Genomic DNA, 25,586 nt, shown 5'->3' with positions numbered 1-25,586 from the left:
TGGTCGTGGTAGTAGTCGCGGTCGTGGTGGTGGCTCAAAGTGGGGAAGCGGTGGACTACCAGGTTTGCAGTCGGCCCGTCAGCTCCGTCACCCGGGTCAGCCCCTCCCGGGAGAGGTGGGTGGCGATTCCTTGGGCGATCTCCCCTGCTGCATGGGGGTTTTTAAAAAGAGCCGTACCCACCCCCACCGCTGTGGAGCCCGCCAGGAGAAAGGCGATGGCATCCCGGCTGGAGGCAATGCCCCCCTGGCCGATGATGGGGACGCCCCGGGTGGCGGCGGTCTGATAGACCTCCCACACCTTTAAAAGTGCGACAGGTTGGATGGCAGGCCCCGACAACCCCCCCTGATTGTTGCCCAACACCGGTCGGCGGCTGTCGATATTGATGGCCATGCCCATCAGGGTGTTGATGGCTGAAAGGGCATCACTCCCCGCATCCATCACCGCCCAGGCGATCTCCTGGATGGAGGTGACATTGGGGGAGAGCTTGGTGATGATGGGCTTGCCGGTGGCTTTTTTGACGGCTGACACCACCCGGGCTGCAACCCCGGGATCCGCACCAAAGGCCGCCCCCCCTTCTTTGACGTTGGGGCAGGAAATGTTCACCTCGATGGCGTCCACGGGGCTGTCGTCAAAAATGCGCGCCACTTCGCCATATTCCGCCACGCTGGAGCCGGCAATGTTGGCAATCAGCCGGGTGGGTATGCCTTCCAGTCGGGGCAAAATGTGCTCCACCACATGGCGTGCACCGGGATTTTGCAGGCCGATGGCGTTGAGGAGTCCACCCGGGGTTTCCGCCAGGCGGTGGGGGGCATTACCCCGACGGGGGGTGAGGGTGGTGCCCTTGAGACAGATCGCCCCCACTGAGCTAAAGTCAAATCCCTCCAAGCGGGCCAGATCCTCCCCAAAGCCCACACAGCCGGAGAGCAGCACCGTCGGGTTGTTGAGGGTGACGCCCGCCAGATCCACCCGTAGATCCACTTGGGTGGATGGGGCTTCAGGTGTGTTCGATGGAGAGGCCGGATCGGTCATCTTGGGGCCGGAGGGGTTCGGTTGGGGGTGGATGTGATCAGGCTTCCTGCCATTCGGGAAATTCAACCCCTTCCGCCGCCAATATTTTCTCGACGGTTTTGGCGATTTCCTGGAGTTTTTCCCGGGACTGGGCTTCCACCCGGGCCACCAGGGCGGGCTGGGTATTGGAGACCCGAAGCAGCCACCAGCCATCGGGCAGGCGCACCCGAATGCCGTCCACATCGGAAAGATCCGCACCAGCGGCTTTTTGTTGGCTGGCAATGCGCTCCATCACCTGAAACTTGCGCTCATCCTCACAAAAAAGCCGGAGTTCCGGGGTGGCATAAACCTGGGGCAGATCGGTCAGGCGGGCAGAGAGAGGCGAGGTTTCGGCGGCTAAAAGCTCAATCAGGCGCACGGCAGCATAGAGGGCATCATCGAAGCCATAGTAGCGGTCGGCAAAAAAGAGATGACCGCTCATCTCTCCCCCTACCGCAGCCCCGGTCTCCTTCATCTTGGCTTTGACCAGGGAGTGGCCGGTCTTCCACATGATCGCCTCGCCCCCAGCGGCGTTGACCGCATCGAAGAGCAGCTGGGAACATTTGACATCCCCGATCACCGTCGCCCCCGGTTTTTTCTTGAGAATCGCCCGGGCAAAGAGAATCATCATCCGATCCCCCCAGATCACCCGCCCAGCCTCATCCACAGCCCCAATGCGGTCGCCATCGCCATCATAGGCGATCCCCACATCGGCACCGGTCTCGGCGACCCGGGCTTTGAGATGGGCCAGATTTTTTTCCACCGTGGGATCGGGATGGTGGTTGGGGAAGGTGCCGTCCACTTCGGCAAAGAGTACCTCGCCGGTGACGTTGGGAAGCTTGGCCAGCAGTCCCGGTGCCGCGACCCCGGCCACGCCATTGCCGCAGTCAAAGATCACCTTGAGGGGGCGGCCCGGCTGGAAATCCTCTACCAGTCGGTCGAGATAGCTCTGTAAAATCGGCTCCTGACGAATGGAGCCGCCAGGGGCTTGCCGGGCTTGTCCATCCAGGAGCCGCTCTTTCAGGGTCTGGATTTCATCGCCATAAACAGGGCGGCCCTCCCGAACCATTTTCAGGCCGTTATAGTCAGGGGGGTTGTGGCTGCCGGTGAGCATGATGGCGGCGTTGGTGTTGAAATGATGGGTCGCATAGTAGAGCCCCGGTGTGGGAATAAGTCCCACATCGATCACCTCCGCCCCCCCCTTGGCCAATCCTGCACCCAAGGCTTCGGCCAGCTCCGGAGAGGAGGCCCGGCCATCCCGTCCCATGGCGACGCTGATGGTGCCCTGGGAGGGGCTGTTTTCCCGGACATGCTGGGCAAAAACCGTCCCGAGATTTTCCACCACCTCACGGGTCAGATCCTTGCCCGCCACGCCACGGATGTCATATTCACGGAAAATATAGGGATTGATCATCGTTGCCACATCCTGCCTGAGAAAAAAAGAGAGTCATGCCGTAAGTCTACCTCAGAGTTGGACACTCTTCTCTGATTCGTCATCCCCGCGAAGGCGGGGATCCAGAGAGATAATTATGGCTCTCTAAGGAAAAACCAAATCTTCAGCAAGGCCGGTGTTTTGCTGAAAGTGAAGCAAGATTTGGAATGTTTCGTGCCAGATGCCCTGGATTCCCGCCTTCGCGGGAATGACGAAAAAAGGGCAACGGCATATGTCCAATTCTTGATTCGAATGGCTATATCAGCGTCCCACCGCTACATAGCGGAATCCGGCTTTGGCCATGGGCTCGGGGTCATAAATATTGCGGAAATCACAGAGCACATAACGGCCATCCTTCCGGGGCTTCATGCGCTCCTTGATCCGGGTCCAGTTCAGGCTGCGGAATTGGTTCCACTCGGTGAGGATGACCAGGGCATCCGCCCCATCACAAGCCTCCATGGTGTTGTCGGTATAGCCGATATCAGGCAGATATTTGCGGGCCTCTGCCATGCTTTCGGGATCAAAGGCCTGAATGGTGGCCCCTTGTTTCACCAGAGCGGGCAGAATGGTCAGCGCCGGGGCGTCGCGCATGTCGTCGGTGTTGGGTTTGAAAGCGAGCCCCAGCACCGCAATGGTCATCCCCTTCAGCTCCCCATCCATCGCCGCTTCCACCTTGCCGATCATCCGCTCCTTCTGCTTGTGGTTGGCTTCGATCACGGCATCGACGATGGTCACCGGCTCGTTATTATCGGCGGCAGTGCGGGCCAGGGCCTGGGTATCCTTGGGAAAGCAGGAGCCGCCATAACCGGGGCCGGGGTGGAGAAATTTGGAACCGATGCGCCGATCAAGACCAATTCCCTTGGCCACCTGATGCACATCCGCATCCACCACCTCACAGAGATTGGCGATCTGGTTGATAAAGGTGATTTTGGTGGCCAAAAAGGCGTTGGCGGCATATTTGGTCAGCTCAGCCGTGGGAATGTTGGTGATCAGAATGGGGGTTTCGATGAGATAGAGGGGGCGGTAGAGATTTTTCAGGATCTCGATGGCTTGTTCCGACTCCGCCCCAATCACCACCCGGTCCGGGCGCATGAAATCCTCAATGGCGGAACCCTCCCGCAAAAATTCCGGGTTGGAGGCCACGGCAAAATCGGCATCGGGGTTGACCTCCCGAATGATCCGGGCCACCTCAGTTCCGGTTCCCACCGGTACCGTGGATTTGGTCACCACCACCGTAAAATCTTTAATGTGTTTTCCCACATCCCGGGCCACATCATAGACGTACGACAGATCCGCCGCCCCATCCCCTCGCCGCTCCGGGGTGCCCACGGCGATGAAGACCACCTCTGCTTCGCCAATGGCTGTTTCTTTGTCGGTGGTAAAATGGAGCCGTCCCGCCCGGGCATTGCGTTTGACCAACACCTCCAGGCCCGGTTCGTAGATGGGAATTTTGCCTTCGTTGAGACGTTCGATCTTGCCAGCGTCGGTATCGAGGCAGGTGACATCCACACCAAATTCGGAAAAACAGGCCCCGGATACCAGTCCCACATATCCCGCGCCGATCATGGTTACGCGCATCAGCTTTCAATCCTTGCTTGATTGATTATTTTGCCAGACTTCGAGGGTTTCCCGAAGGAAGGGGAGCAGCCGCTCGCGCAGGTCGTCCCTCTCCAGGGCCAGGCTCAGGTTGGCCATCTGCCAGCCTGCCTTGTCTCCGCAGTCGTAGCGGGTGCCCTGAAACCGGAAGCCGTGAATGGTCTGCTCGCTGAGGAGCGCGGCCATGGCATCGGTGAGTTGAATTTCTCCCCCGGCACCACTCCCCTGGCGAGCCAGGAGAGGGAAGATTTCCGGGGTGAGGATATAGCGGCCCATTACGGCCAGGTTGGAAGGGGCGCTGCCGGGTGGCGGTTTTTCCACCATGGCGCGGATTTGGCTCAAACGACCATCTCCCCCCCCGGTGCCCTCCTCCATGATATCGAGAATGCCATACTTGTCGGTCTGATCCGAAGGCACTTCCATCACCGCCAGCATCGATCTTTGAGTGGTTTCGAAGGCTTCGGTCATCTGTTTCAATACCGGCGGCTCCCCCCACATGAGATCATCCGGCAGCAGGATGGCAAAAGGTTCGTTGCCGACGGCCTCCCGGGCACAAAGCACCGCATGGCCCAATCCCAGAGCCTGCATCTGCCGCACCGACACCACCCGACCCGGCTGGGGGGTGGAGGCGTGAACCAGATCGAGCAGGGCCTCTTTGCCTCGGGATTTCAGGCTCTCTTCCAGCTCGGGTGCCCGGTCGAAATGATCTTCCAATACCCCCTTGCCCCGGCCATTGACCAGGATGACCTGCTCGATTCCCGCCGCAAAGGCTTCTTCGATGGCATATTGGACCAGGGGTTTGTCCACCACGGTAAGCATCTCTTTGGGGCTTACCTTGGTGGCGGGTAAAAAACGGGTTCCCATACCCGCTACCGGCAAAACCGCCTTACGCACTTTCATATGGCGTACCTCTCCCGAGAGATCCGGTTTGGGAACCGGATGCCTGAGCTGTCCTGATGGATATGGACAGGATTAGTTGTTTTTGGCGCCCTGGTTGACCCAATTATTGAGAATCTCAATTTCGCAGCGGGTCAAACGGCGTTTGTTGTGGGGCATGCGGATGGCGGTTTTGCCTTCCACCATGCGATTGAGATTGCTGGTCAGGGCGCTACGGGGCACGATGACCGGGGCATATTCGTCGGAGCCCTGGACTTTCATTCCCTTCATCAGGCCTTCGTAGGTTTGCAGATCCAGGCCTGAGGCTTCAAAGCCGTCGCCGCCGGGCTTGTGGCAATCCATGCAGCGGAAGGAGAGAATCGGGTAGATATCCTCCGCAAAGCTGACCCGTCCCCTGGACTCGGCAAAACCGGTGCTGGCGGTTGCCAGGCCAGCCAAGAGTGCCAAGCCTACGAGAATAGATTTAAACGGAGTTTCCCTCGCCATGTTTTTTCTCCTGTTTCAGTCGTTGGAGCTGCTGATACCCAATTATTCCACACAAATCATACCCCTGCCTTAACCACCCGCCAACCAAAATCCGAGCATTCACTCCATTTTTTTCCCCGGTCGGTGTCAATTGGAGCGACTGACCTCCCTCCAGAAGGGGCCGGATACCCTTCTATTGACTGGTTTCAAGGGGTTGGCCGATGGTTGGTCCGGTTTCCTGACGCACTCTTTGTATTTTGTCGCCCTTTGACAATTTCCCGATGAAACGTGCTTAATATCGGGTTACCCGGAAAATCGGCAGGTGGATTCCAAGGGTTTTTCAGGTGAAAGCCCCTGGAAAATCGAAGATGATAGAGACTTGAAAACATGAATAAAGGCTATTTCGGTTCGTTCGGGGGGATGTTTATCCCTGAAATCCTGCAAGAGACTTTCAGGCGGTTGATCGAAGCCTATGAGGCGGCCCGGGCCGATCCTGAATTTTGGCAGGAATATCTCAGCTTGATGGAAAACTATTCCGGTAGGCCGACGCCTCTGACATTTGCCGAAAATCTATCCCGACAATATAACACCCGAGTCTATCTCAAGCGGGAGGATCTCAACCAGACCGGCGCCCACAAGGCCAATAATGTCATGGGTCAGGGGCTCCTGGTCAAACGCATGGGCAAGCGCCGGGTGATTGCCGAAACCGGGGCCGGGCAGCACGGTGTGGCCACCGCCACCATGGCCGCCCGGTTGGGACTGGAGTGTGTCATCTATATGGGGGCTGAAGATGTGGATCGCCAGCGCCCCAATGTTTTTTGGATGGAGCAGCTGGGGGCCACCGTGGTGCCGGTGACGGCGGGTTCCCGCACCCTGAAGGATGCCATCAACGAGGCCCTGCGGGATTGGGTGGGGAGCATGGACGATACCCACTATGTGCTGGGTACCGCCTGTGGAGCGCACCCTTTTCCGGAAATGGTCGCCTGGTTTCAATCCATCATCGGTGAGGAGGCCCGGGCGCAGATTCTCAAGCTGGAGGGACGCCTGCCGACCCACATCTATGCCTGTGTGGGGGGCGGCTCCAATGCCCTGGGCATCTTCCAGGCCTTTCTGCCCGAGACCCGGGTGGAACTGATCGGGGTGGAGGCCGGGGGCAAAGGCAATCAGTTGGGACAGCATGCCGCGCGTCTGGCATTCGAGGGGGGAAAAGTCGGGGTGGCCCACGGCTACAAGACCTTCTTTTTGCAAAACAGCGACGGCCAGATGCGGGATACCCACTCGGTGGCCGCCGGGCTCGACTATGTCGGGGTCTCACCGATTTTGGCCCACCTCCACCAGGAAGGCCGGGTTCGCTTCGAAGCCGCCACCGACGGGGAAGTGGTCGCCGCCCTGAAAGAGCTGATGGCTCAAGAGGGGATTATCGCCGCTTTGGAGTCGAGCCATGCCGTGGCCGGAGCCTTGCGGGAACTCCCTGATCTTGCAGATGATTCCCTGGTTATCATCAACCTCTCAGGCCGGGGTGACAAGGATATCTTTACCATCGCCGATGCCCTGGACGATGCCAAATGGCGGGGGTTCATTCAACACAAAGCCGCCCACTATGCCGCCATGGATTCAGAATCAAACCGCTGAGGATCCCCTGTATGTCTGCCGACACCTTGGAAGCCCATATCACCTCCCGGCTGGCTGAACGGGCCACCCAAACCCCTCCGGGGTCCGATCCCATCCTGCTCATGTCCCATCTGGTTTTGGGCCACCCTTCTCTGGAGGATAACCGCGAGGTGATCCGGCAGATGGTGGCAAACGGGGTGGATATCATGGAGCTGCAGATCCCCTTTTCCGAGCCCATCGCCGATGGTCCGGTGATCGCCCGGGCCAATCAGAGTGCTCTGGATGGCGGGTTTGAGGTGGATCAGGGGCTGGCATTCATTTCGGAGATGACCCGGACCCATGCCATCCCCTTTTTGATCATGACCTACTACAACATTCTCCTGGCCCGGGGGGTGGCGGCCTTTATCCAGGATGCGGCAAATCGGGGGGTGCGGGGATTGATTGTGCCGGATCTGCCCCTGGAAGAGGCGGATGAGGCGATTGAACTGTGTCATCAGGCGGGAATGGATTGGATCCAGCTGATGACCCCCACCTGCCCGGATGAGCGCTTGGCCGCCATCGGCTCCAAGGCCAGGGGATTTTGCTACTGTGTGGCGCGCAAGGGGGTCACAGGCAAGGATACCGCTTTTGGTCAGGAGCTGAAAATTTTCATGGATCGCTGCCGCCAGGCAGCCGGAACCCCGCTGGCTTTGGGGTTTGGGGTGAAAAAACCCGAAGATGTGCAGTTTTTGTCGGGATTGGCCGATATCGCCGTGGTGGGTACCAAGGGGATTGAAATCAACCGGGAGCAGGGGGCTGAAGGGGTTGGCCGGTTTTTTAAGGCGCTGCGTGGCTGAATAACCTTGATCGATGTGGTTCCCACGACTTGGGGTATCCTGCATGCCTCCCCCCCACTCTAAAAAAGTAGGATGCGGTGAGCCACGCGAACCGCATCGTTCGAGAGCTTTCACAGATATTTGAACCAGAGCCTCTGTCCTTATGGCTTATAACCGTTCCAGATTAAAATGGCACATCGGTCTTAATTGATGCGGTTCGCATGGCTCACCACACCCTACGCAAATTTCCTCCTGGAAATGCCACATCAGGGCAAAGCGTGTATGCCTTTCTGAATTGGAATGACTATATACACGGGGTTGCATCCGGTTAAATAAAAAGCCCCCGCTCTCTTAAATGAAAGCGGGGGCTTTTTTGATTCTGCAGAAGGCCGGTTGTGCTTATTTTTTTCTTTTTGTTGGGGGCCTCTTCCGGCTCATTTTTTCGGCTTTGTCGTGTTACTCAAGCTCAACATCTGGGTGGTGATGGTGTTGTAGCGGTTTTTGGCCTCTCTGCTGGCGGCATCAGCCGCACCCTGGACCTTGCCCAACGCCAAAACCTCCTTGCCCAACGTCCGCAACGCAGCGAATTTGCCCAGTTTTGAAACCAGCCCCACGCCGACGATATTTTTGGCATCAGGGTTGGCGCGCAGGCGACGATAGGCCTTCTCCATCTCCTTGGGATCCCCCTGCTGAACCAATCCCCAGGCGAGAATTTTACCGGCCATGGAGTCGTTTTTGATCGACTTGGCAGCCCGGGAGAGCATTTTGACCTTGGTATCTTCGTTGAGTGAGCGCCAAACCATCTTGGCGATGATCACCTCAGCGGCCTCACTCTTATCAGTCAACCCTTTTTCCATCAGCATCACCAACGAGGGAAGGTCGGCCAGGCGCGTCAACTCCACTGCCAGAATCATGGCGGGCTTGGGGTGATCCATGCACTGGATCAGGGCTTTGGAGAGGGGTTGGGCGGTGATCTCCTTGCGGTTGACCAGGCCGGTGGCGAGGATGACCACTCCGGGAGAGTCCTTTTCCAGAAGATTGATCGCCTCCAGCATGGAATCGATCCCGGCTTTGCCGATCAGCTCCATGGCCCAGATGATTTCCGCCTCTTCCTGGCCGGTGGGGGCGGTGGCGATAGAGCGGATGATGTGGTTGACCGAACCCTGCTCGGCGATGGCCCCGGCCAGAACCTTCATGGCGACCGGACTGATGACGGCGTGACGCAGGGCGTCGATCAGGGGGTTGATCCCTTTTTTGGCAACGACGCCGTTGGCCAGAGCCTCGATCAGATCCTTGTCGCCGGTCACCTTGCTCATGGCATCCACCATGTGGAAGGCTTTGGACTTGTTGTGTTGCAACAGCGCCCCGGTCAGCTGTCGAAGTCCACCGGGGTTGTCTTTCAGCTCCCCCATGGCCTCCAACATGGCATCAATATTGCCTTCCTGGATGAGGGCCGGTACATCCACTTCGGGGGCGGCTGGAGCGGCTTTCTTGTCTTCTTCCGCAGCTTGGGCGGCGCTCTTTTCGCTGGCTACAAAACGGGAATCAAGGGTGCTAAGGGCTGAATCGGATCCTGTTCCCAGAGAGCTTTGCAGGGTCTCCCGGATTTTTTTGAGTTGATCCGAGGAGTAGATGTCACGTTCACTCATGGTGAAATCCTGTCACTGACTTTAGCGTGGTTGAAGCGGGTGGATTGCGTTCTTACAATATCCGGATGGATATGTTATTTATACCCAAAACCGGAATAAAAAAAGCGATTTGTTACAGTCGGGGGAACCAAATCACCACCCAGTATGCCATAACCCGGAGGGCTTCGACCATGGTGAAGTGCAACAGTGTGTCAAACAATCATCGATGACCATGAGCGATGGCTGACTCTGGCGTTGGCTACGGTAGAGATAACATCGATCTTTGAGGGGGTGGAGTGAGTTGATTATTGGACTGATTGATGGCTAAAAAAGTCAGAAACCGACAGTCAACCTGGGGGATCTTACAGAGGGCTTACAGGGATTCAGAGGGAAAAATTAATGAGCACCGCAAACCAAAAACCCCTCGTTCTGGAAAATGATCTGGACGAGGAGAGACAACAGCGCTATCTGGCCAGCCGGTTTTTGGCTGTGGATACCGAAACCCTGGGCTTGCAGGTTCCCAGAGACCGCCTCTGCGTGGTGCAGATGTGCAACGAAGAGGGGCTGGTGACCCTGGTTCGTCCCGGGGAGCGCACCGCACCCCGCCTCCAGGAGGTGTTGGAGGCCCCCCAGGTGGAAAAAATCTTTCACTTTGCCCGCTTCGATCTGGCCGCCCTCAAACATTGGCTGGGGATTGAGGTCAATCCGGTCTTTTGCACCAAAGTCGCCTCCAAGCTGGCCCGCACCTATACCGGCAGTCACGGCCTGAAGGATGTGGTGCGGGAGATCACCGGGATTGAACTCGACAAGCAGCAGCAATCTTCCGATTGGGCCGCCGAAATCCTGACCGATCAGCAGATCGCCTATGCCACCTCCGATGTGCTCCATCTGGTCGCTATCCGGGAGCGGCTGACAGCGATGCTGAAACGGGAAAATCGCCTGGATTTGGCCCAAAAATGCATGGCCTTCCTCCCCTCTCGGGCCGATCTGGATCTGGCTGGCTGGCAGGATGAGGATATTTTTTCCCATCGTTAGAGCCTTCCTGGAGTCGGTTTTTTCAGGCAACGGTTCAGGTGCCCATTTTTTTGTTTTCAGGTTTGATCCCCTCGGTTTGAATTCCGAAGGGATCGCTCATCCAAAGTTAAGAGCCTGAGGTGCAAAGAGTGGGTGCTCCTGCCAAAATCGATAACGTGCGATCTCTATGAAACTCGAAGGTGCAACCGCCCTGGTAACCGGGGGAGCGCAACGGATCGGTTCGGTCATCGCCTACGCCCTGGCCAAGGCCGGGGTGCGGGTGGTGGTGCACTACAACGGCTCCCAACAAGCTGCTCAGCTCACCTGCGACGGGATTCGTCAGCAAGGGGGGGTGGCCGAAGCCGTTCAAGGGGATCTTTCCCATCCTGAACAAGTCATGGCCTTGGTGGACCGGAGTCGCTCCCTGCTGGGGCCCCTCTCCATCCTGGTCAACAATGCCGCCATCTTCGAGCCGGGCTCTATCCGGGATACCTCCCTCGCCAACTGGCAACGCCACCACCAGATCAATGCCACCGCCCCCTTTCTCCTGCTTCAGGCCTTTGCCCGACAGCCGGAGCTGATGAATGGGGCTCTTGATACGGCAGGGGAAGCGCGTTCAGGATTAAATCTACCCCTGGGCAAGGTGATCAATATCATCGACCGTCGGGTGCGGCGTCCCGGAGCGGGCTATATCGCCTATACCACCGCCAAGAGCGCTTTATGGAGCCTGACCCAGCTGGCCGCCAAAGAGCTGGCTCCCCATATTCAGGTCAATGCCATCGGCCCCGGCCCCATCCTGCCCCCACCCGGGGAGGGGATGGCCCATCTGGAACGGGTGGCCCAGGCAACCCCCGCCAGGCGCCCGGGATCCCCGGAAGAGATCGCTTCGGCATTGATTTTTCTTCTGGAACACGATTTTATTACCGGTGAGATGCTGGCGGTGGATGGGGGAGAGCATCTATAAATAGCTGGCATGCGCCTGCAAATGATTCATTGTGATGGATAATTCAGGAAGGAAACCAAACCCATGGGCAGGGAAGAGCAATCATCGGTCGCAAAGCCCCTGGATCGCATCGTCATCCGGGATCTGCTCTTGCGCTGTGTCATCGGCATCCAGGATTGGGAGCGCAATACCCGCCAGGATGTGGTGGTGAATGTCACCCTGTTTGCCGATATCACCACAGCAGGCCGGAGCGACCGCATTGAGGATACCGTCAACTATAAGACCCTCGCCAAGCGGATGATCGCCTTTACCGAAGCGTCCTCCTTTTATCTGGTGGAGGCTTTGGCTGAAAAGCTGGCTGAGATGTGTCTGGAGGAGCCGGGGGTGGAACGGGTGCGCATCGGGGTGGAAAAGCCCGGTGCCCTGCGTTTTGCCCGTTCGGTGGGGGTTGAGATCGAACGTGGCCGTGGGTGATGCGTCCTCCGGTTTTAATCGCCTTTGGATCCAATATCGATCCCCTGGAAAATCTGGAAAGGGGCTTGAAACAGCTCCATGAGCGGATCCCCATAGAAGCGCTCTCCTCGGTGTGGCGCACCCCTCCCCTGCCCAATCCCAATCCCCAGGGCGCTCCCCCGGCGCTTGACCCTGTCTCAGAGGGTGACAACAGCCTTTCGGAGAGGGGGCCTGCCGATTTTTTGAATGGCGCGCTTCTGTGCCGTTCGGATCTCCCTCCCCTCCCCCTTCGCCAGCTGCTGCGAGAGATCGAAGCCGCCTGCCATCGGCAGCGCCGCCCCGACCGCTACGCCCCCCGAACCCTGGATCTGGATATCGCCCTCATGGGTCGGCAGGTGCTCCGGGCGGAAAAGTTGATTTTGCCCGATCCGGATATCCCCTCCCGTCCCTTTCTCGCTTTGCCCCTGGCGGAGCTGGCCGGGGAGATGATCCATCCCCTGGAGGGGTGTACCCTCTCTGAACTCGCCGCTCGCTTTGGGCCGGAGCCGGTGGATATGACTCTTGACCAGAAGGCAACCAAGCGTCTCAGGGCCATTGTTTCCCACCGTTGAACCCATATCATTGTTATCCTGCCAGGCTGTGAGAGGGGGGTTTGATCCCCTGAAATCGAGATGGATGGTGTTGGATCTTTGATTGCGAGAACCTTTTGTGCTCCAATCGGGTCCAAGCGTTTTGAAACGCTGAATAATTTTTCTCCATTTTCTTGAAATTCAAGGTTAAACCGGGATCCGATTGTATGTTGAGACCTTCCCCTCTCCTCTTCCTGCTGGCGGCGAGCTTTTTTTTATGGCCCCTGACTCTGGCGGCCAAAGAAAAAAAAGGCCGCCCTCCCCCAGCGGTGGCGATTGCCCAAGTGACCCAGCGGTCGGTCGCCCCCATGAGTCGGGTGAGTGGTACGGTGATTCCGCTGCTGGAAACCGTGGTGGCGGCCCGGGTGGCGGGGAGTGTTTCCCGTATCTGGGTGGAGCCGGGAGACCGGGTCAAGCGCGGCGCCAAGCTCGTCACCCTGGATCCCCAGGAGGCCCAGCGGGAGGTGGCTGCCAAGGAAGCTGCTGTGGCTGAAGCGCTGGCCCGTCTGGAAAAGGCCCGCAAGGATCTCAGCCGGGATCGCAAGTTGAGCGGCACCGATCTGATTTCCAAACGGCGGCTGGCTGATTCGGAAGCAGAGGTGGCGATTCGCACGCCCATCCTGGCCCGCGCCAAAGCAGAGTTGGGGCTGGCTCGGGATCGCCTGGCCTGGCACCGGATTACCGCGCCCTTCGATGGGGTGGTGAGCACCCGTTCAGCCCAGACCGGGCAGTGGATCGACCGGGGGGATCCGGTGGCTTCCCTGATGGACCCCGACCATCTGGAAATTCGCGCCATGATTCCCGGCCATCTGGCGGTTCATCTGGTACCTGGTGCCCAAGCCGAGGCTTTTTTGGCCAGGGATGTGGGCGCACCTGCCGATGAATCAGTCTCTTTTGTGACCCTGCGGGCCACCGTACCCCGCAACGACCCCATCAGCCGCAACCGCCCCACTTTTTGGCAGCGGGACGCCCTCCCCGGGGTGGTGGCGGGGGATGAAGTGCAGCTGCAAATCGCCAGCGGTCCCCCAAAAACCTTTCCCCTGCTCCCCAAGGATGCGGTGGTTCGGGACCGGGATCGGGTGTTTGTCTATGTCCTCACGGGGGAGAGCGTCCAACCCCATAACGTCACCCTGGGAGAGGCGGTGGCAGATCGTTTTCAGGTGCTTGACGGGGTGGAGGTGGGGGCACAAGTGGTGGTGCGAGGCAATGAACGGCTTCGCCCCGGGCAAACCGTCCGGGTTCTTGCGGATGAGCCTTCTCCATGAATCTGGTCCGCATTTCTGCTGAGCGCCCGGTGGCCGTCGCTGTCGGGGTGCTGCTGGTGATCCTCTTTGGGGTGCTGGCGCTTTTTCGCATCCCGGTGCAGCTTATCCCCGATGTGCGCAAACCCACCATATCGGTCTCCACCACCTGGTCCGGGGCCTCCCCCACGGAGGTGGAAGGGGAGATTACCATTCCCCAGGAAGAGGTGCTCAAAGCGGTCCCAGGGCTGCAAAGCCTGAAATCCTCCTCCTATTTTGGCCGCTCCAAGATCAAACTCGAATTTCGCAACGGCACCGATATGGATGCCGCCCTGGTGCTGGTGGCCAATCGCCTGCAACGGGTGCGCAACTATCCCGAGGATGCCCAGCGGCCCACCCTCAAAACCGCTGACTCCGATGATGCCCCCATCACCTGGATTCGCCTGGACCGCCTGGATCCCGGGGATATGCGGGATATGGCCACGGCGTTTGACTTTGCCGAGGATGTGATCAAACCGGAGCTTGAGCGCATACCCGGGGTGGCTACCATCAATATCTATGGTGGCCGGGAGCGGGAGTTGCGGATCACGGTGGATCCCGCGAGACTCGCCGCCCGAAAAATGACCGTTACGGATCTCGCGGAAGTGTTGCGGGGGGCCAACAGCGATATTTCTGCGGGTAAGCTTGATGAGGGTAAGCGCAGCTATCTGGTGCGTACCGTGGGGCGTTTTTTAACCCCGGAGCAGGTCTCTCAGGTGGTGATCCGCTCCGACGAGGCAGGACCGGTCACCGTGGGGGATGTGGCCACGGTGGCTTTTGATTATAAGGATGCCAGCGTCCATGTCCGGGGCAATGGCCGCTCCATGTTGGCTATCAACGCCATCCGGGAGCAGGGCGCCAACGTGCTCGATATCATGGCCGAGGTGAAAGAGGCGCTCACCTATCTGAATGAGGGGGTCCTGCAAGATCGGGGGATGCGTCTCACCATCGTTTTTGACCAGACCGACTATATCGTCGATGCCATCGATCTGGTGAAAAAAAATCTCCTCATCGGCGGGGTGCTCGCCATGGGGGTGTTGATCCTCTTTTTGCGCTCGGTCTCTGCCACCGGCATCATCGCCCTCGCCATTCCCATCTCGGTGATCGGGGCCTTTTTGGCCATGGCCGGGGTGGGGCGTTCGGTGAATGTGATCTCCCTGGCGGGCCTGGCCTTTGCGGTGGGGATGGTGGTGGATCCGGCCATCGTGGTGCTGGAAAATATCGTCCGCCTGCGACGGGCCGGCATGGCTGGCCGGGAAGCGGCGGTGAAGGGCACCTCCCAGGTGTGGGGGGCGATTTTTATCTCCACGGCGACGACGGTAGCGGTCTTTTTGCCGATTTTGACCCTCAAGATCGAAGCCGCCCAGCTTTTTGGTGATATCGCCGTGGCATTGTGTGCCGCGGTGCTTTTTTCCCTGGTGGTCTCCACCACGGTGATTCCCACCCTGGGCAGCCGCCTGATTGGGCGCTTGAGCCAACGCAGAGGGAGAGGCAACGGTTCTGACAACCGTTCTTCCGGCAATGGCTCCCATATCGATTCAGTCGAGGGGAGCGGGGAAAATCCGGTCATCACCAATGGGGATGGGGGCCGTGGGGCTGTTGGTAGACAGGATGGAGCGACAAATGGGGGGCGGGAAGGGGCCAAGGGGGTGGGTGTCGCCGGGGCGTTGGCGGGGGGGATCCGTTGGGTCAACCGGCGCATTTTTACCCGACTGCTGGTGGCGGGCGTGCTCATTGCCGCCACCATTACCACCACCATCCATCTGGTGCCCTCAGCGGAATATCTCCCCAGCGGTAACCGCAATCTGATTTTTGCCATGTTGATCCCTCCCCCGGGCTACAACCTGGCGGAGATGACCCGCTTGGCCCATGGGGTGGAAGAGACCCTGAAACCCCACTGGGAGGCGGCAGAAGGAGAACCATTGCGAGAGCCTGCCATCCGCCACTTTTTCTTTGTGGCGCGCGGCGCCGTGGCTTTCATGGGGGCAGCCGCCAAGGATCCGGAGCGGGTTCGGGATCTGGTGGATCTGATGAAAAAGCCCATCGGTAACATTCCCGGCACCATCGGCATCGTCAACCAGCGGTCCATCTTTGGCCGGGGTATCGGTCAGGGCCGTTCGTTGGATCTGGCGATTACCGGGCCGGAACTCCCCACGGTGATGGATCTGGCGGGGCGTCTCTTCGGTATGGCCCAGGAAGCCCTCCCCGGCTCCCAAATTCGTCCCATACCGGGGCTGGAGCTGGCCAATCCGGAGATTCAGCTGATCCCCAATCGCCTGCGTTCCCGGGAAAACGGCCTTTCAGCCAGGGAGGTGGGGCAGAGTGTAGCCGCATTTGCCGGGGATGGCCTGCGGGTGGATGAAATTCTCATCGAAGGCAAGGAGATGGATCTGGTGATTCGGGGGGTGGTGCCGAAAGTGCGGCGCACTCAGGAGGTGGGGCAGTTTCCGTTGGTGACCCGAAACGGCGAGATCATTCCCGTAGCGACGGTAGCCGATCTGGTGATGGCGTCGGGACCGGTGCAGATCGACCATCTGGAGCGGGAGCGTTCGGTCTCTCTACGGATCAATCCCCCCCGGGAGACCACCATGGAAGAGACCATCCAGGCGGTACGGGAAAAATTGATCGCCCCCATGGAGGCCGAAGGGTTGCCCAGGTTGACTCAGTTGCGCCTGACCGAAGGGGCGGATCAATTGAACCTGGCCAAGGAGGCGATGAAGGGGCAGTTTTTGCTCGCCTTGACCATCACCTTTTTGTTGATGGCGGCTCTGTTCGAATCTTTTCTCTATCCGTTGGTGATCATTGCCACGGTGCCCCTGGCTGCTGCTGGCGGGGTGTTGGGGCTTGAGGTGTTGAACCTTTTCCACCATCAACCTCTGGATGTGCTCACCATGTTGGGCTTTGTGATTTTGATCGGTGTCGTGGTCAACAACGCCATTCTCATCGTGCATCAGGCGCTGAATTTTATCCGGGAAGAGGGGATGGACCCCAACGAAGCGGTGGCGGAGTCGGTACGCATTCGGGTGCGACCCATCTTTATGTCCACCTTTACCTCGGTGTGTGGTTTGTTGCCTTTGGTGCTTTTTCCGGGGGCGGGTTCGGAGCTTTATCGGGGGTTGGGGAGTGTGGTGATCGGTGGCTTGTTGCTGGCCACTTTTCTCACCCTGGCTTTGATTCCCACCCTCTTTTCCCTGGTGATGGGGTTGCGGAAACGCATCTTGGGGCGTTCGGTTTCCTGAGGTGTTTCATAAGAGCGATTGAATCGGGATAGTTTGTATATGGGTTTGGCTGTCAAAGCGGATTGGAGAGCAGCATGAGCCGCACAATCAAAGATGGAGAAAAGATGATACTGGCTGCAATTGATATTGGCTCCAATGCTGTTCGTCTGCTGGTTTCCAATGTTTACGAGGTGGGTGATTGGACCCCTCTGGTCCGAAAAGCCAATCTTTATCGGGTGCCGGTGCGTTTGGGAGAAGATGCTTTTCTGAAAAATGCCATCTCTCCCCAGCGGACAGAGGATCTGATCAAGACCATGATCAGCTTCCGTCATCTGATGGATGTTTGCCGGGTGGAGGATTATCTGGCCTGTGCCACCTCAGCCCTGCGCTCTGCGGACAATGGTGAGGAGATTGCGAGACGGGTTCACAAGGAGGCCCATATCGACCTGGAATTGATCACAGGGGCCAAGGAGGCGGAATATATCGCCTTGAATCGGCTGGATGGGCGTTTTCTTGATGGCAACTATCTCTTCATCGATGTGGGTGGCGGCTCGACTGAATTGATTCTTTATAATAGCGGTGCGCTGGTGGCGGCGGAGTCGTTCAAGATAGGCACCATTCGTTTGAAGGAGGCGTTGGTGAGCAGTGCCCGTTGGTCGAAGATGGGGGCTTGGGTGAAAAAAAACAGCCGGGGGATGGAAAAGCTCCGGGCAATTGGTTTTGGGGGCAATATCAATAAGATTTTCAAGCTTTCTCTGCGGCGTCAGGACAAGGCTCTTTCCCGGAAGCGTTTGGAAAAGGTGTTGGCGATGTTGGAGCGGCTGACTTATGAGGAGCGGATGATCAAGCTTGGGCTTCGACCGGATCGGGCTGATGTGATTTTACCGGCGGGTCGTATTTTTTCTGCGATTATGGATTGGGGGGGGATTAAGGATATTCACGTCCCTCAGATTGGTTTGGCGGACGGTTTGATTCATGCGCTTTACAAAAAACACCAGGAAAAGATGCGTTTGGAGTAATGGTTTTTCCTTTGATTTTACTATTAGGGGTGAAGGGGGATTATCTCCCTTCCGGGTGTGGGCAGAGCCCACGGTTTGTCTTTTGATCTTAAATCTTTTGATCTTAATCTGTTGATCTTAATCTGTTGATCTTAATCTTTTGATTTTGTTTTTCATCCCCAGCGGGTTTGGGGCGCAGCCCCAAGGTCTTGATTTTTTTGTCAAAGAGACCGCGATGTATAGTCGTTCCAGATCTATAGCAGGTCTACTTCAGAATTGGACACTCTTCTCTGACTCGTCATCCCCGCGAAGGCGGGGGTCCAGAGAGATAATCATGGCTCTCAAGGAAAAACAAAATCTTCAGCAAGGCTGCTGTTTTGCTGAAAGTGAAACAAGATTTGGAAAGGTTTGTGCCAGACACCCTGGATTCCCGCATTCGCGGGAATGACGAAAAAAGTGCAACGGCATGTGTCCAATTCTTGATTCGAATGGTTATAAAATGGCACATCCGTCTTGATTGATGCGGTTCGCGTGGCTCACCGCATTCTACGCGGGTTTGCGCGGGTTTATGCGGGTTTACACGGGTTTATGCGGGCTGCCTTCCATTCCCAGTAGCTCCAAGGTCTTGACTCTATTTCATCAAAGCGACCGCGATGTCCCAGTGCCAATTCCCAAGTAGCAAGACCAGTCAATCTCCCGCCTTGAGGAGCCGTTCCTTATCCCGCTTCCAATCCCGTTCCTGCTGGGTTTTGCGTTTATCGTAGAGCTTTTTACCCTTGGCAATTCCCACCTCCAGCTTCACCTTTCCCCCCTTCCAGTAGGCTTTGAGGGGAATCAGCGACATCCCTTTTTCTTTGGTGACGCCGATCAAACGGCGGATTTCCTGTCTGTGGACCAATAGTTTTCGGACCCGCACGGGATCGTGGTTGTTGACGTTGCCGTGGGAGTAGTGGGGAATGTTGGCGTTGGCCCAGAAGAGTTCATCCCGGCGGATGTAGGCGTAAGACTCTCCCATATTGAGCCGACCTTGGCGCAGGGCTTTGACCTCGGTTCCGGTGAGCACAATTCCTGCTTCAAACTTATCTGAAATTTCATAGTTGAAGCGGGCTTTGCGGTTATCGGAAATGTGCCGGGAAGAGGACATGATCGATCCGCCTAACGCAGGGTTTTGAGGTAGGTGATGAGCTCTTCACGTCGTTCCCGTCGGGGAATGCCGCCAAAGAGCATGCGGGTGCCAGGGAGAAACGCTTTCGGATCCTTCAACCAGGCATCCATATTGGCCTCATTCCAGGTGAGCCCCTTTTCCACCCGGGCCAAAAATTCCGGTGAATAGGGGAAATTTTTGGCCTGACCTGCCACTTCGCCGGTGATCCCCCAAAGGGGTGGGCCGACGATGGTTTTTTTGCGGGGGCCAAGATCGTGACAGGCCCCACACTTTTCAGCTTCCAGGCGACCCTGCTTGAGGACTTCCTCCTGGCTTTTTTTCGGGGGATCCACCGGGGTGACCAGCTTGGACTGGGGGGGAGCGATCAAGGGGGGAGAGGACTCTTCGTCGCTATCCCGCAATGTTTCCATATAGGCGATCAGCTGCCGCCGTTCCTCATCCACCCGAATGCCGGCAAAGGCCATTCGGTTGCCGGGAATAAACGCCTTGGGATTTTTCAGGTAGGCGTCCAGGGTTTGATGGTTCCAGATGAGTCCTGCCTTGGCCCGTGCGGTGTGGGCTTTGGAATATTTGTAGTTTTCAGTGCCTGCTGCGGGTTTGTTGAAGATGCCCCATAGGGGTGGACCCACCCGATTGCTCCGGCGGGCACTGGTCATATCGTGGCAGGCGATGCATTTACGCACCGCTCGTTTGCCCTGATGAACCAGGTTGGCTCTTCCCTGGGAGGGGGTCATGTGGGCGGGTTTGGTAATATCTTCTTCGAAATGTTGAAACAGGAAGACCAGACCAACCAGCACGGCTACCCCGGGGATGACCGTTAAGATGTCCTTATAATTGCGCATTCTACGGGGACCGGAAAAAGCTGAAGGGCGACCGGAGGCCGCCCTTCGAGCCGTGTTGCCAACGTGACTTGATCGCTTACAGAGTCTTCAAAAAGGCGATGACATTTTTCCGATCAGCCTCTTTTTTGAAGCCGGGGAAAGCCATCATCTTGGTGCCTTTGATCATCTTTTTGGGGCTTTCCAGGAACTTGTCCAGATTCGCCTCATCCCAGACCAGACCACCATCGGCGGCTTTTTTGAGGGCCTTGGAATATTTGAAATTGGCATCCTGACCCGCTTTGGAACCCACAATACCGGCGCCGATGGGAGGACCGATTTTGCCTTTTTTCTTGAAGGTGGGAAAGGCGTGGCAGGTGGTGCATTTTTTATTGGCCAGCGCTTCTCCTTTGGCGGCATCACCGGCAAAGGCGGGGCTCGCGGCAAGGGGTAGTGCCAGAAGGCCCGCAAAGACTAGCAACCTGGATTTCTTCATCCGTGTATCTCCTCGTTTAAAAAAAAGGTCGAAAAACACCTCAAGTGTCCTCCCCACAAGCCCGCAACTATCGCTTATCGGCAGGTTGGTTTTCAATCAAAATTTCCTTTATCTGGATAAAAAAAATTCGGGATCAGTCGCCAGCACCGGAAAGGAGCTGTAAATCGACCATCGCCTGGCGCAACGCTTCCCCTTCCGGGTGGGCAAGGGGGGTCAGTGGAGGGCGTATTTCCGGTCCGCACATGCCCATCCAGTTGACGGCGGCCTTGATGGGGATGGGGTTGGTTTCGCAAAAGAGCAGGCGGTTGAGTTCCAGCAGGGATTCGTGTTCCTGTCGGGCTGTTTTTGGATCCCCACGCTCCCAGGCCCGCCAGAGGGCGCTCATGCGCTCCGGGGCGATGTTGGCAGTCACCGAGATCGCCCCGCGTCCCCCAACAGCCAGGAAGGGCAGAAAGGTGCTGTCGTCACCGGAAATCAGGGTGATGCCATCGCCGGTGAGCAGGCGAATACGGGAGGCCCGCTCCATATCCCCGGTGGCTTCCTTGATGGCAGTGATATTTTTCACCTTGGCCAGTCGGGCGACGGTTTCCGCCTTCATGTCTACCGCCGTGCGTCCCGGGACGTTGTAGAGGACGATGGGCAGCTCCACCGCTTCGGCCACACTCCGATAGTGGAGGTAGAGCCCTTCCTGGGTGGGTTTGTTGTAATAGGGGGTGATGAGCAGCGCGCCGGTCGCACCGATTTTTTGGGCAAAGCGGGTCAGCTCAATGGACTCTTTGGTGGAGTTGGAGCCGGTCCCGGCAATGACGGGAACCCGACCGGCCACTTGCTCCACCACCAGCTGAATCACTTGCCGGTGTTCATCGTGGGTCAAGGTGGCGGATTCACCAGTGGTGCCGCAGGGAACGATACCGTTCACCCCGCCCCGAATCTGGTATTCGATCAGACGGGTGAGGGCTTCACTGTCTACCTGATCGTCCCGAAAGGGGGTGACCAATGCTGAAATGACGCCTTCAAACATGGCGTAACCTCGAATATAGGGAGGAAAACCGGAAAAATGGATGATTTATCAAGGGGTGGTTCGACCTTAAACCGATGTTTCAGAGAGAGAGTCACCCTAACCCAAAGAGTCCCCCAGGACAAGCCCCCTGGTGGAAAAAACCCTCGATCAGTTGATCCTTTCCAAGGGGGGGCTTTTTCAGAGCGGAAAAACGGCTGATGGCCATCTATTCCATGCCGAAGGTCTTGACCAGAAAGACCGCCATTTCCGCCCGGTTGATGGTGAGACTGGGGCAATAGTTTCCGCTGTCGCAGCTCTTGGATGGATCGATGGTGTCGTCGGAAAATCCTTCGCTGTTCAACTGCTCGATAAATCCAGCAGCCCAATAGTCGGACGAGATATCCCCAAAGGCGCTGCCGGTGGCGGTGGGGGGCTGATAATCGGAACCATATTTGGTTCTCAGCAGAAAGATCGCCATCTCGGAACGGGTGATCTCCCGGTTGGGGCAAAAGTTGCTGTCATCACACCCATTGGTGATGCCCAATTCCGCCAGATTTTCGACAAAATTGCCCGCCCAATAGCTGGAAGAAATGTCATCAAAAGCAGTCCCTGTCGCAGCCGTGGGGGAGTAGCTCGATCCATACTGGCTTCGCAGCAGAAAGATCGCCATTTCCGCTCGTTGCAGGGTGTTGTCGGGACAATACGTATCAGAGGTACAGCCGCTGGTGATGGCGTTGCTTGCAAGGGTGGTGATGTAACTCCCCGCCCAGTGATCGCTGGCGACATCATCAAAGGTGAGGGGGGTAATGGTGACGGTAACGGTGGCGGTGTTGGAATCCTCGGTGCCGTCGTTGACCTTGAAGGTAAAGCTGTCGCTGCCGCTGGCGTCGGTGTTGGGGGTGTAGGTGAAAGCCCCGCTGCTATCGTCGGTGATGGCGGCGGTGCCCAGGTTGCCTTGGCTGACGATGCTGTAGGTCAGGCTGTCGCTGTCGGCGTCACTCGCGATGAGGGTGCCGGTGGCGGCGGTGTCTTCATCGGTGGTGAGGGTGCCGTCGCTGGCTGCGGGGGCAGTGTTGGCGGTGACGACGGTGGGCATGAAGGCGGCGATTTGGCCCGCCAGGTTGTTCATGGAGCGGGCGTTGTCGGCGCTATCTTCCACCCCACAGGCGTAGGCGCCATCGGCACAGAGGATATCGGGATTGGAATATTTGCCTTCAACGGGGCTGAGGTAGCTCATGACGGTGCCGAAAGTGCCGGAAATGCCGTAGCCGTAGGAATAGTCGAAAAAGCCGCTGCTGCTGGTGTTGGCCACATCGTGGGTGGAGCCCAGATTATGGCCAAGCTCGTGGGGCAGGGTATATTCGCCACAATAATAGAGGCTTCCCAGGATATCGTCCCCATCACTCACCACCGAATATCCTGAATCGGCGCTGAAGGTGTAGTTGTCCGGAGAGCCGATCCACGAATAGGAATAGCCGGCATAACCGCAGCTGACGTGATCCGCATAGCGGTAGGGTCGCATCAGGGAGATCAGATCCGCGCCATAGGTGGTGCGCAAGGAGGCCATGTCGGAAAAGGCGGCATCGGTACCCGCCATCAGGTCGGAGTGGGCGGTGGTGATATAGGTGCTCTCGGAATAATCCACCTCGGCAAAATGAACCAGGCGCAGGGTGATGTTGATTTCGCTGTCGGTATAGGCCTGATTGGAGAGGGAAATGAGATAGTTGAGACGGGTCTCCAGCGCATCCCCGGGATAGCGTGCGGCCATGGCCGGGGTGTAGAGAATCATCAGATCAATCTCGACATCTCCATCCGCCCGGGGGGTGGCGGGTTCGGGCGCGGTTTTGCTTCGGGGTCTCTCTCCTTCTTCAATCACCTGGAAATCGGGCTCCGGGTGGGGGGCCGGGGAGAGGGGGGAGTCGGTCTGGTTGATCAGCCAGCACCCCTGGGGATTGGAAGTGAGCCGGAAGAGGCCATCGGGGGTATGGATTCGACCAAAAGCACTCCCCTCCCCCACGGTGATGACAAAACGCCCCCCGGCTTCGGACCCGGCAACGCGTCCCACCAGGGTGAGATCGCCATTGCCATGGGCCTGGCGCTGCTCAACGATGAGGTCATAGCTCTCCCCATCGGGTATCGCCATCACCAACCCCTCCCCCAGATCGGACTTCAGGGTGCGGGTGTTCAAGGTGACCGCCACCGCTCCAGGGAGAGGGGGCTGGGCAGCCTGGGTGGTTGAGCCTTTCTGCCAAACGGGAACGGACAGAAAAAGGGGCACCGGCTCGACACTCCAGGCGGGTGTGGCCAGGGAGCAGCCTAAAATCGTCCACAGCAGCAATCGAAGTGTTTTCATTATCATCAATCTCCGGGTTTTGCGATTTTTCTGCATTTTGTTCCATTGCCCTGGCCTGAAGCAGGCGTCAGGCAGATCGTCTGCGGGTGGGATGATCTGGATCACATTATATGTCAGGCAGGGTGAGGTTGTCAGATTATTCAATAGTGGAAAGCAGCGGCTCGTTTTCAATCCGTAACAGCGTCTGAACCTGGAAAATGGGTTGACCCTATCAAGGCGCGGACCACTGCATTGGGGTCCCTTTGGATCACAGTAAGGAAGGCGCGAGCCGCCCCTTTGGGTTTGCGGATGCCGTGTTCCCAGTGGCGTAGCGTATGGACTGAAAAACCAAAGGTTTTGGCAAATATTCGCTGCGACATTTTCAGGTGGAGTCGGATGGCTTTGACATCCACTTCCTGGGGGACATGGGCTTGCCCCCGATTGTCATTCCCCTGTGCATAGGCCAAGGCATCTTCCGCTCCCCGTAGGATGGAGTCAGCTATTTCGGACATGGCTTTTCACTCCTGAATGGTAGGCTGCGACGATCTTTTTGGTCATTTTGCGCAATTGGATTCGTTGCGCACCACTCAGATTATCCTGAGCGTTTTTTTGATAAATAGTAAAAAGAAACAGTGGTGTCGCATGATCATGAAAAAAATGGATGATCCGGTATCCACCTCTTTTCCCGGTTCCCGGTCGCCTCCAGCGCAGTTTTCGTACACCACCGGTTCCTTCGATCAGATCGCCATCCGTTGGGTTTCTGGATAGATGATTGATAAGCGCCAAAACTTCTTCCTGCCCCAGGAGCTTTTTGGCCTGGGCCTGAAATTCATGGGTTTCCACCACTGTCATGGGCCAGTTGGACATGGTGAAACAGTAATCCAGCGGACTACATTTTTCAATAACATTCTACCTCTTTCCGGCAGATCGGCATTGAAGTGATTTCAGTTATCCTCTAAGATAAAGTGCTGATCAAAAAAAGACAGGAAATCCCGGCCGGAGAGCCTCTGGCCGGTTTATGCCGAACCCTATTTAAGCAACGAAGGAGTCCAATCGTGAACGATCCCCGTAGGTTCAGTACCCAACAAAATGCCCGGGAGACCACTTGGGAGCAAAATCGCTCTGGAACCCAGGTAGACAGCAACGCCGTCGCCTACCTGAAGCAGGTCTATGCCCTGCTTTCAGCCAGCCTCATCGTCGCAACCGCTGCCGGCTATGTAGGCATGCGTCTGCCCTTCGCCTATGAGCATCCCATCCTGCTCATCGTGCTTCAGTTTGCAGCCCTCTTCATCGCCTTCAAGTTTCAAAACACCGCCACCCTGTTTCTTTTTACCGGTCTATCGGGACTCTCCATTGGACCCGTCATTGCGGTCTATGTGGGGGCCGGACTTTCCGGAATCATCGGCCAGGCGGTCTTTATGACGGCAGCAGTTTTCATCGGCACCACCTTCTACTCCCTCACCACCAAACGGGATCTCTCCATGATGGGGGGGATGTTGATGGCGGGGCTGATCGTTTTGATCGTCGGCTCCCTGATCAACATGTTCATGCAATCATCCGCCCTGCTCTTTGCCACATCCGCCGCAGGGGCGCTGATCTTTTCCGGGTTTATTCTGTATGAAACCCAGATGCTTAAGAACAATCCCTGGGCGGTAGCCCCTTCGGTGGCGGCTTTGTCCATGTATCTCAACATCATCAATCTTTTCCTGAGCCTGCTCAGACTTCTGGGCGTGATGGGGGAGGAATAG

At 57.5% G+C, this 25,586-nt stretch carries 23 protein-coding genes; 10 read left to right on the top strand and 13 right to left on the bottom strand.

Features of this window, described 5'->3' with window-relative positions; all coding sequences use genetic code 11:
- Positions 1-55 precede the first annotated feature (55 nt).
- From HQL52_00445 to HQL52_00425, 5 genes are all read right to left on the bottom strand, one after another.
- Positions 56-1,030 carry a dihydroorotate dehydrogenase gene (locus tag HQL52_00445; protein MBF0367904.1) on the bottom strand — a complete coding sequence of 325 codons (975 nt, stop codon included), beginning with the start codon at positions 1,028-1,030 and terminating at the stop codon, positions 56-58.
- A gap of 37 nt (positions 1,031-1,067) precedes the next feature.
- Positions 1,068-2,462, bottom strand: coding sequence for a phosphomannomutase/phosphoglucomutase (locus HQL52_00440; GenBank protein MBF0367903.1), 1,395 nt, complete (start codon positions 2,460-2,462; stop codon positions 1,068-1,070).
- Positions 2,463-2,741: 279 nt separating this feature from the next.
- A complete protein-coding gene (locus HQL52_00435) occupies positions 2,742-4,058 on the bottom strand; it encodes a UDP-glucose/GDP-mannose dehydrogenase family protein (protein MBF0367902.1) in 1,317 nt (438 codons plus the stop codon).
- A gap of 6 nt (positions 4,059-4,064) precedes the next feature.
- Complete coding sequence (gene galU / locus HQL52_00430; GenBank protein ID MBF0367901.1) at positions 4,065-4,976, bottom strand: UTP--glucose-1-phosphate uridylyltransferase GalU; 912 nt, start codon at positions 4,974-4,976, stop codon at positions 4,065-4,067.
- Positions 4,977-5,048: 72 nt separating this feature from the next.
- Complete coding sequence (locus tag HQL52_00425) at positions 5,049-5,459, bottom strand: hypothetical protein (protein MBF0367900.1); 411 nt, start codon at positions 5,457-5,459, stop codon at positions 5,049-5,051.
- A 366-nt stretch (positions 5,460-5,825) separates the two neighbouring features.
- On the opposite strand from HQL52_00425, the gene trpB reads away from it, so the two are divergent.
- The gene (trpB, locus tag HQL52_00420) at positions 5,826-7,070 is read left to right on the top strand and encodes a tryptophan synthase subunit beta (protein MBF0367899.1); all 1,245 of its coding nucleotides are present in this window, start codon (positions 5,826-5,828) and stop codon (positions 7,068-7,070) included.
- A gap of 11 nt (positions 7,071-7,081) precedes the next feature.
- On the top strand, positions 7,082-7,885 hold the full coding sequence (locus tag HQL52_00415) for a tryptophan synthase subunit alpha (protein MBF0367898.1): 804 nt from the start codon (positions 7,082-7,084) through the stop codon (positions 7,883-7,885).
- A 413-nt stretch (positions 7,886-8,298) separates the two neighbouring features.
- On the opposite strand, the gene HQL52_00410 is transcribed toward HQL52_00415, so the two are convergent.
- A complete protein-coding gene (locus tag HQL52_00410; GenBank protein MBF0367897.1) occupies positions 8,299-9,513 on the bottom strand; it encodes a hypothetical protein in 1,215 nt (404 codons plus the stop codon).
- A gap of 378 nt (positions 9,514-9,891) precedes the next feature.
- Between HQL52_00410 and HQL52_00405 the strand changes: the two genes are divergently transcribed.
- The 7 genes from HQL52_00405 to HQL52_00375 all read left to right on the top strand — a co-directional run bounded on the left by HQL52_00405 (position 9,892) and on the right by HQL52_00375 (position 18,048).
- Complete coding sequence (locus HQL52_00405) at positions 9,892-10,527, top strand: ribonuclease D (protein ID MBF0367896.1); 636 nt, start codon at positions 9,892-9,894, stop codon at positions 10,525-10,527.
- Positions 10,528-10,693: 166 nt separating this feature from the next.
- Complete coding sequence (locus HQL52_00400) at positions 10,694-11,470, top strand: SDR family oxidoreductase (GenBank protein ID MBF0367895.1); 777 nt, start codon at positions 10,694-10,696, stop codon at positions 11,468-11,470.
- A gap of 63 nt (positions 11,471-11,533) precedes the next feature.
- A complete protein-coding gene (gene folB, locus HQL52_00395; protein ID MBF0367894.1) occupies positions 11,534-11,923 on the top strand; it encodes a dihydroneopterin aldolase in 390 nt (129 codons plus the stop codon).
- On the top strand, positions 11,923-12,513 hold the full coding sequence (gene folK, locus HQL52_00390; protein MBF0367893.1) for a 2-amino-4-hydroxy-6-hydroxymethyldihydropteridine diphosphokinase: 591 nt from the start codon (positions 11,923-11,925) through the stop codon (positions 12,511-12,513). The genes folB and folK overlap by 1 nt, the downstream gene beginning before the upstream one ends.
- A gap of 185 nt (positions 12,514-12,698) precedes the next feature.
- Positions 12,699-13,796: an efflux RND transporter periplasmic adaptor subunit gene (locus HQL52_00385; GenBank protein MBF0367892.1), complete on the top strand. Its 1,098-nt coding sequence runs from the start codon at positions 12,699-12,701 to the stop codon at positions 13,794-13,796.
- Positions 13,793-17,050 (top strand): efflux RND transporter permease subunit, encoded by a 3,258-nt coding sequence (locus HQL52_00380; GenBank protein ID MBF0367891.1) that lies wholly within the window; start codon positions 13,793-13,795, stop codon positions 17,048-17,050. Before HQL52_00385 ends, HQL52_00380 begins: the two co-directional genes overlap by 4 nt.
- Before the next feature lie 104 nt (positions 17,051-17,154).
- Positions 17,155-18,048, top strand: a complete 894-nt coding sequence (locus HQL52_00375; protein ID MBF0367890.1) for an exopolyphosphatase — start codon at positions 17,155-17,157, stop codon at positions 18,046-18,048.
- A 667-nt stretch (positions 18,049-18,715) separates the two neighbouring features.
- Here HQL52_00375 and smpB read toward each other — a convergent pair.
- From smpB to HQL52_00340, 7 genes are all read right to left on the bottom strand, one after another.
- Entirely contained in the window at positions 18,716-19,171 is a 456-nt protein-coding gene (gene smpB / locus HQL52_00370; GenBank protein MBF0367889.1) for an SsrA-binding protein SmpB, read from the bottom strand.
- Positions 19,172-19,182: 11 nt separating this feature from the next.
- Positions 19,183-20,034 (bottom strand): c-type cytochrome, encoded by an 852-nt coding sequence (locus HQL52_00365; GenBank protein ID MBF0367888.1) that lies wholly within the window; start codon positions 20,032-20,034, stop codon positions 19,183-19,185.
- Between the two features lie 76 nt (positions 20,035-20,110).
- A complete protein-coding gene (locus HQL52_00360; protein MBF0367887.1) occupies positions 20,111-20,506 on the bottom strand; it encodes a c-type cytochrome in 396 nt (131 codons plus the stop codon).
- A gap of 133 nt (positions 20,507-20,639) precedes the next feature.
- Positions 20,640-21,527: a 4-hydroxy-tetrahydrodipicolinate synthase gene (locus HQL52_00355; protein ID MBF0367886.1), complete on the bottom strand. Its 888-nt coding sequence runs from the start codon at positions 21,525-21,527 to the stop codon at positions 20,640-20,642.
- A gap of 205 nt (positions 21,528-21,732) precedes the next feature.
- Positions 21,733-23,859 carry an S-layer homology domain-containing protein gene (locus tag HQL52_00350; GenBank protein MBF0367885.1) on the bottom strand — a complete coding sequence of 709 codons (2,127 nt, stop codon included), beginning with the start codon at positions 23,857-23,859 and terminating at the stop codon, positions 21,733-21,735.
- A gap of 167 nt (positions 23,860-24,026) precedes the next feature.
- Positions 24,027-24,350 (bottom strand): transcriptional regulator, encoded by a 324-nt coding sequence (locus tag HQL52_00345; protein ID MBF0367884.1) that lies wholly within the window; start codon positions 24,348-24,350, stop codon positions 24,027-24,029.
- Positions 24,334-24,690 (bottom strand): type II toxin-antitoxin system RelE/ParE family toxin, encoded by a 357-nt coding sequence (locus HQL52_00340; GenBank protein MBF0367883.1) that lies wholly within the window; start codon positions 24,688-24,690, stop codon positions 24,334-24,336. Before HQL52_00340 ends, HQL52_00345 begins: the two co-directional genes overlap by 17 nt.
- Before the next feature lie 203 nt (positions 24,691-24,893).
- Between HQL52_00340 and HQL52_00335 the strand changes: the two genes are divergently transcribed.
- Positions 24,894-25,586, top strand: coding sequence for a Bax inhibitor-1/YccA family protein (locus HQL52_00335; protein ID MBF0367882.1), 693 nt, complete (start codon positions 24,894-24,896; stop codon positions 25,584-25,586).

Source organism: Magnetococcales bacterium (genome assembly GCA_015232395.1).
GTDB lineage: Bacteria > Pseudomonadota > Magnetococcia > Magnetococcales > JADFZT01 > JADFZT01.
The sequence above is the reverse complement of the archived record's forward strand: the minus strand, read 5'-3'. Positions and strand labels throughout refer to the sequence as shown.

Bases quoted from the DNA above. Each gene is read 5' to 3' on its own strand.
- HQL52_00445 (MBF0367904.1), bottom strand. From the start codon at position 1,030: ATGACCGATCCGGCCTCTCCATCGAACACACCTGAAGCCCCATCCACC.
- HQL52_00440 (MBF0367903.1), bottom strand. From the start codon at position 2,462: ATGATCAATCCCTATATTTTCCGTGAATATGACATCCGTGGCGTGGCG.
- HQL52_00435 (MBF0367902.1), bottom strand. From the start codon at position 4,058: ATGCGCGTAACCATGATCGGCGCGGGATATGTGGGACTGGTATCCGGG.
- galU (MBF0367901.1), bottom strand. From the start codon at position 4,976: ATGAAAGTGCGTAAGGCGGTTTTGCCGGTAGCGGGTATGGGAACCCGT.
- HQL52_00425 (MBF0367900.1), bottom strand. From the start codon at position 5,459: ATGGCGAGGGAAACTCCGTTTAAATCTATTCTCGTAGGCTTGGCACTC.
- trpB (MBF0367899.1), top strand. From the start codon at position 5,826: ATGAATAAAGGCTATTTCGGTTCGTTCGGGGGGATGTTTATCCCTGAA.
- HQL52_00415 (MBF0367898.1), top strand. From the start codon at position 7,082: ATGTCTGCCGACACCTTGGAAGCCCATATCACCTCCCGGCTGGCTGAA.
- HQL52_00410 (MBF0367897.1), bottom strand. From the start codon at position 9,513: ATGAGTGAACGTGACATCTACTCCTCGGATCAACTCAAAAAAATCCGG.
- HQL52_00405 (MBF0367896.1), top strand. From the start codon at position 9,892: ATGAGCACCGCAAACCAAAAACCCCTCGTTCTGGAAAATGATCTGGAC.
- HQL52_00400 (MBF0367895.1), top strand. From the start codon at position 10,694: ATGAAACTCGAAGGTGCAACCGCCCTGGTAACCGGGGGAGCGCAACGG.
- folB (MBF0367894.1), top strand. From the start codon at position 11,534: ATGGGCAGGGAAGAGCAATCATCGGTCGCAAAGCCCCTGGATCGCATC.
- folK (MBF0367893.1), top strand. From the start codon at position 11,923: ATGCGTCCTCCGGTTTTAATCGCCTTTGGATCCAATATCGATCCCCTG.
- HQL52_00385 (MBF0367892.1), top strand. From the start codon at position 12,699: ATGTTGAGACCTTCCCCTCTCCTCTTCCTGCTGGCGGCGAGCTTTTTT.
- HQL52_00380 (MBF0367891.1), top strand. From the start codon at position 13,793: ATGAATCTGGTCCGCATTTCTGCTGAGCGCCCGGTGGCCGTCGCTGTC.
- HQL52_00375 (MBF0367890.1), top strand. From the start codon at position 17,155: ATGATACTGGCTGCAATTGATATTGGCTCCAATGCTGTTCGTCTGCTG.
- smpB (MBF0367889.1), bottom strand. From the start codon at position 19,171: ATGTCCTCTTCCCGGCACATTTCCGATAACCGCAAAGCCCGCTTCAAC.
- HQL52_00365 (MBF0367888.1), bottom strand. From the start codon at position 20,034: ATGCGCAATTATAAGGACATCTTAACGGTCATCCCCGGGGTAGCCGTG.
- HQL52_00360 (MBF0367887.1), bottom strand. From the start codon at position 20,506: ATGAAGAAATCCAGGTTGCTAGTCTTTGCGGGCCTTCTGGCACTACCC.
- HQL52_00355 (MBF0367886.1), bottom strand. From the start codon at position 21,527: ATGTTTGAAGGCGTCATTTCAGCATTGGTCACCCCCTTTCGGGACGAT.
- HQL52_00350 (MBF0367885.1), bottom strand. From the start codon at position 23,859: ATGAAAACACTTCGATTGCTGCTGTGGACGATTTTAGGCTGCTCCCTG.
- HQL52_00345 (MBF0367884.1), bottom strand. From the start codon at position 24,350: ATGTCCGAAATAGCTGACTCCATCCTACGGGGAGCGGAAGATGCCTTG.
- HQL52_00340 (MBF0367883.1), bottom strand. From the start codon at position 24,690: ATGACAGTGGTGGAAACCCATGAATTTCAGGCCCAGGCCAAAAAGCTC.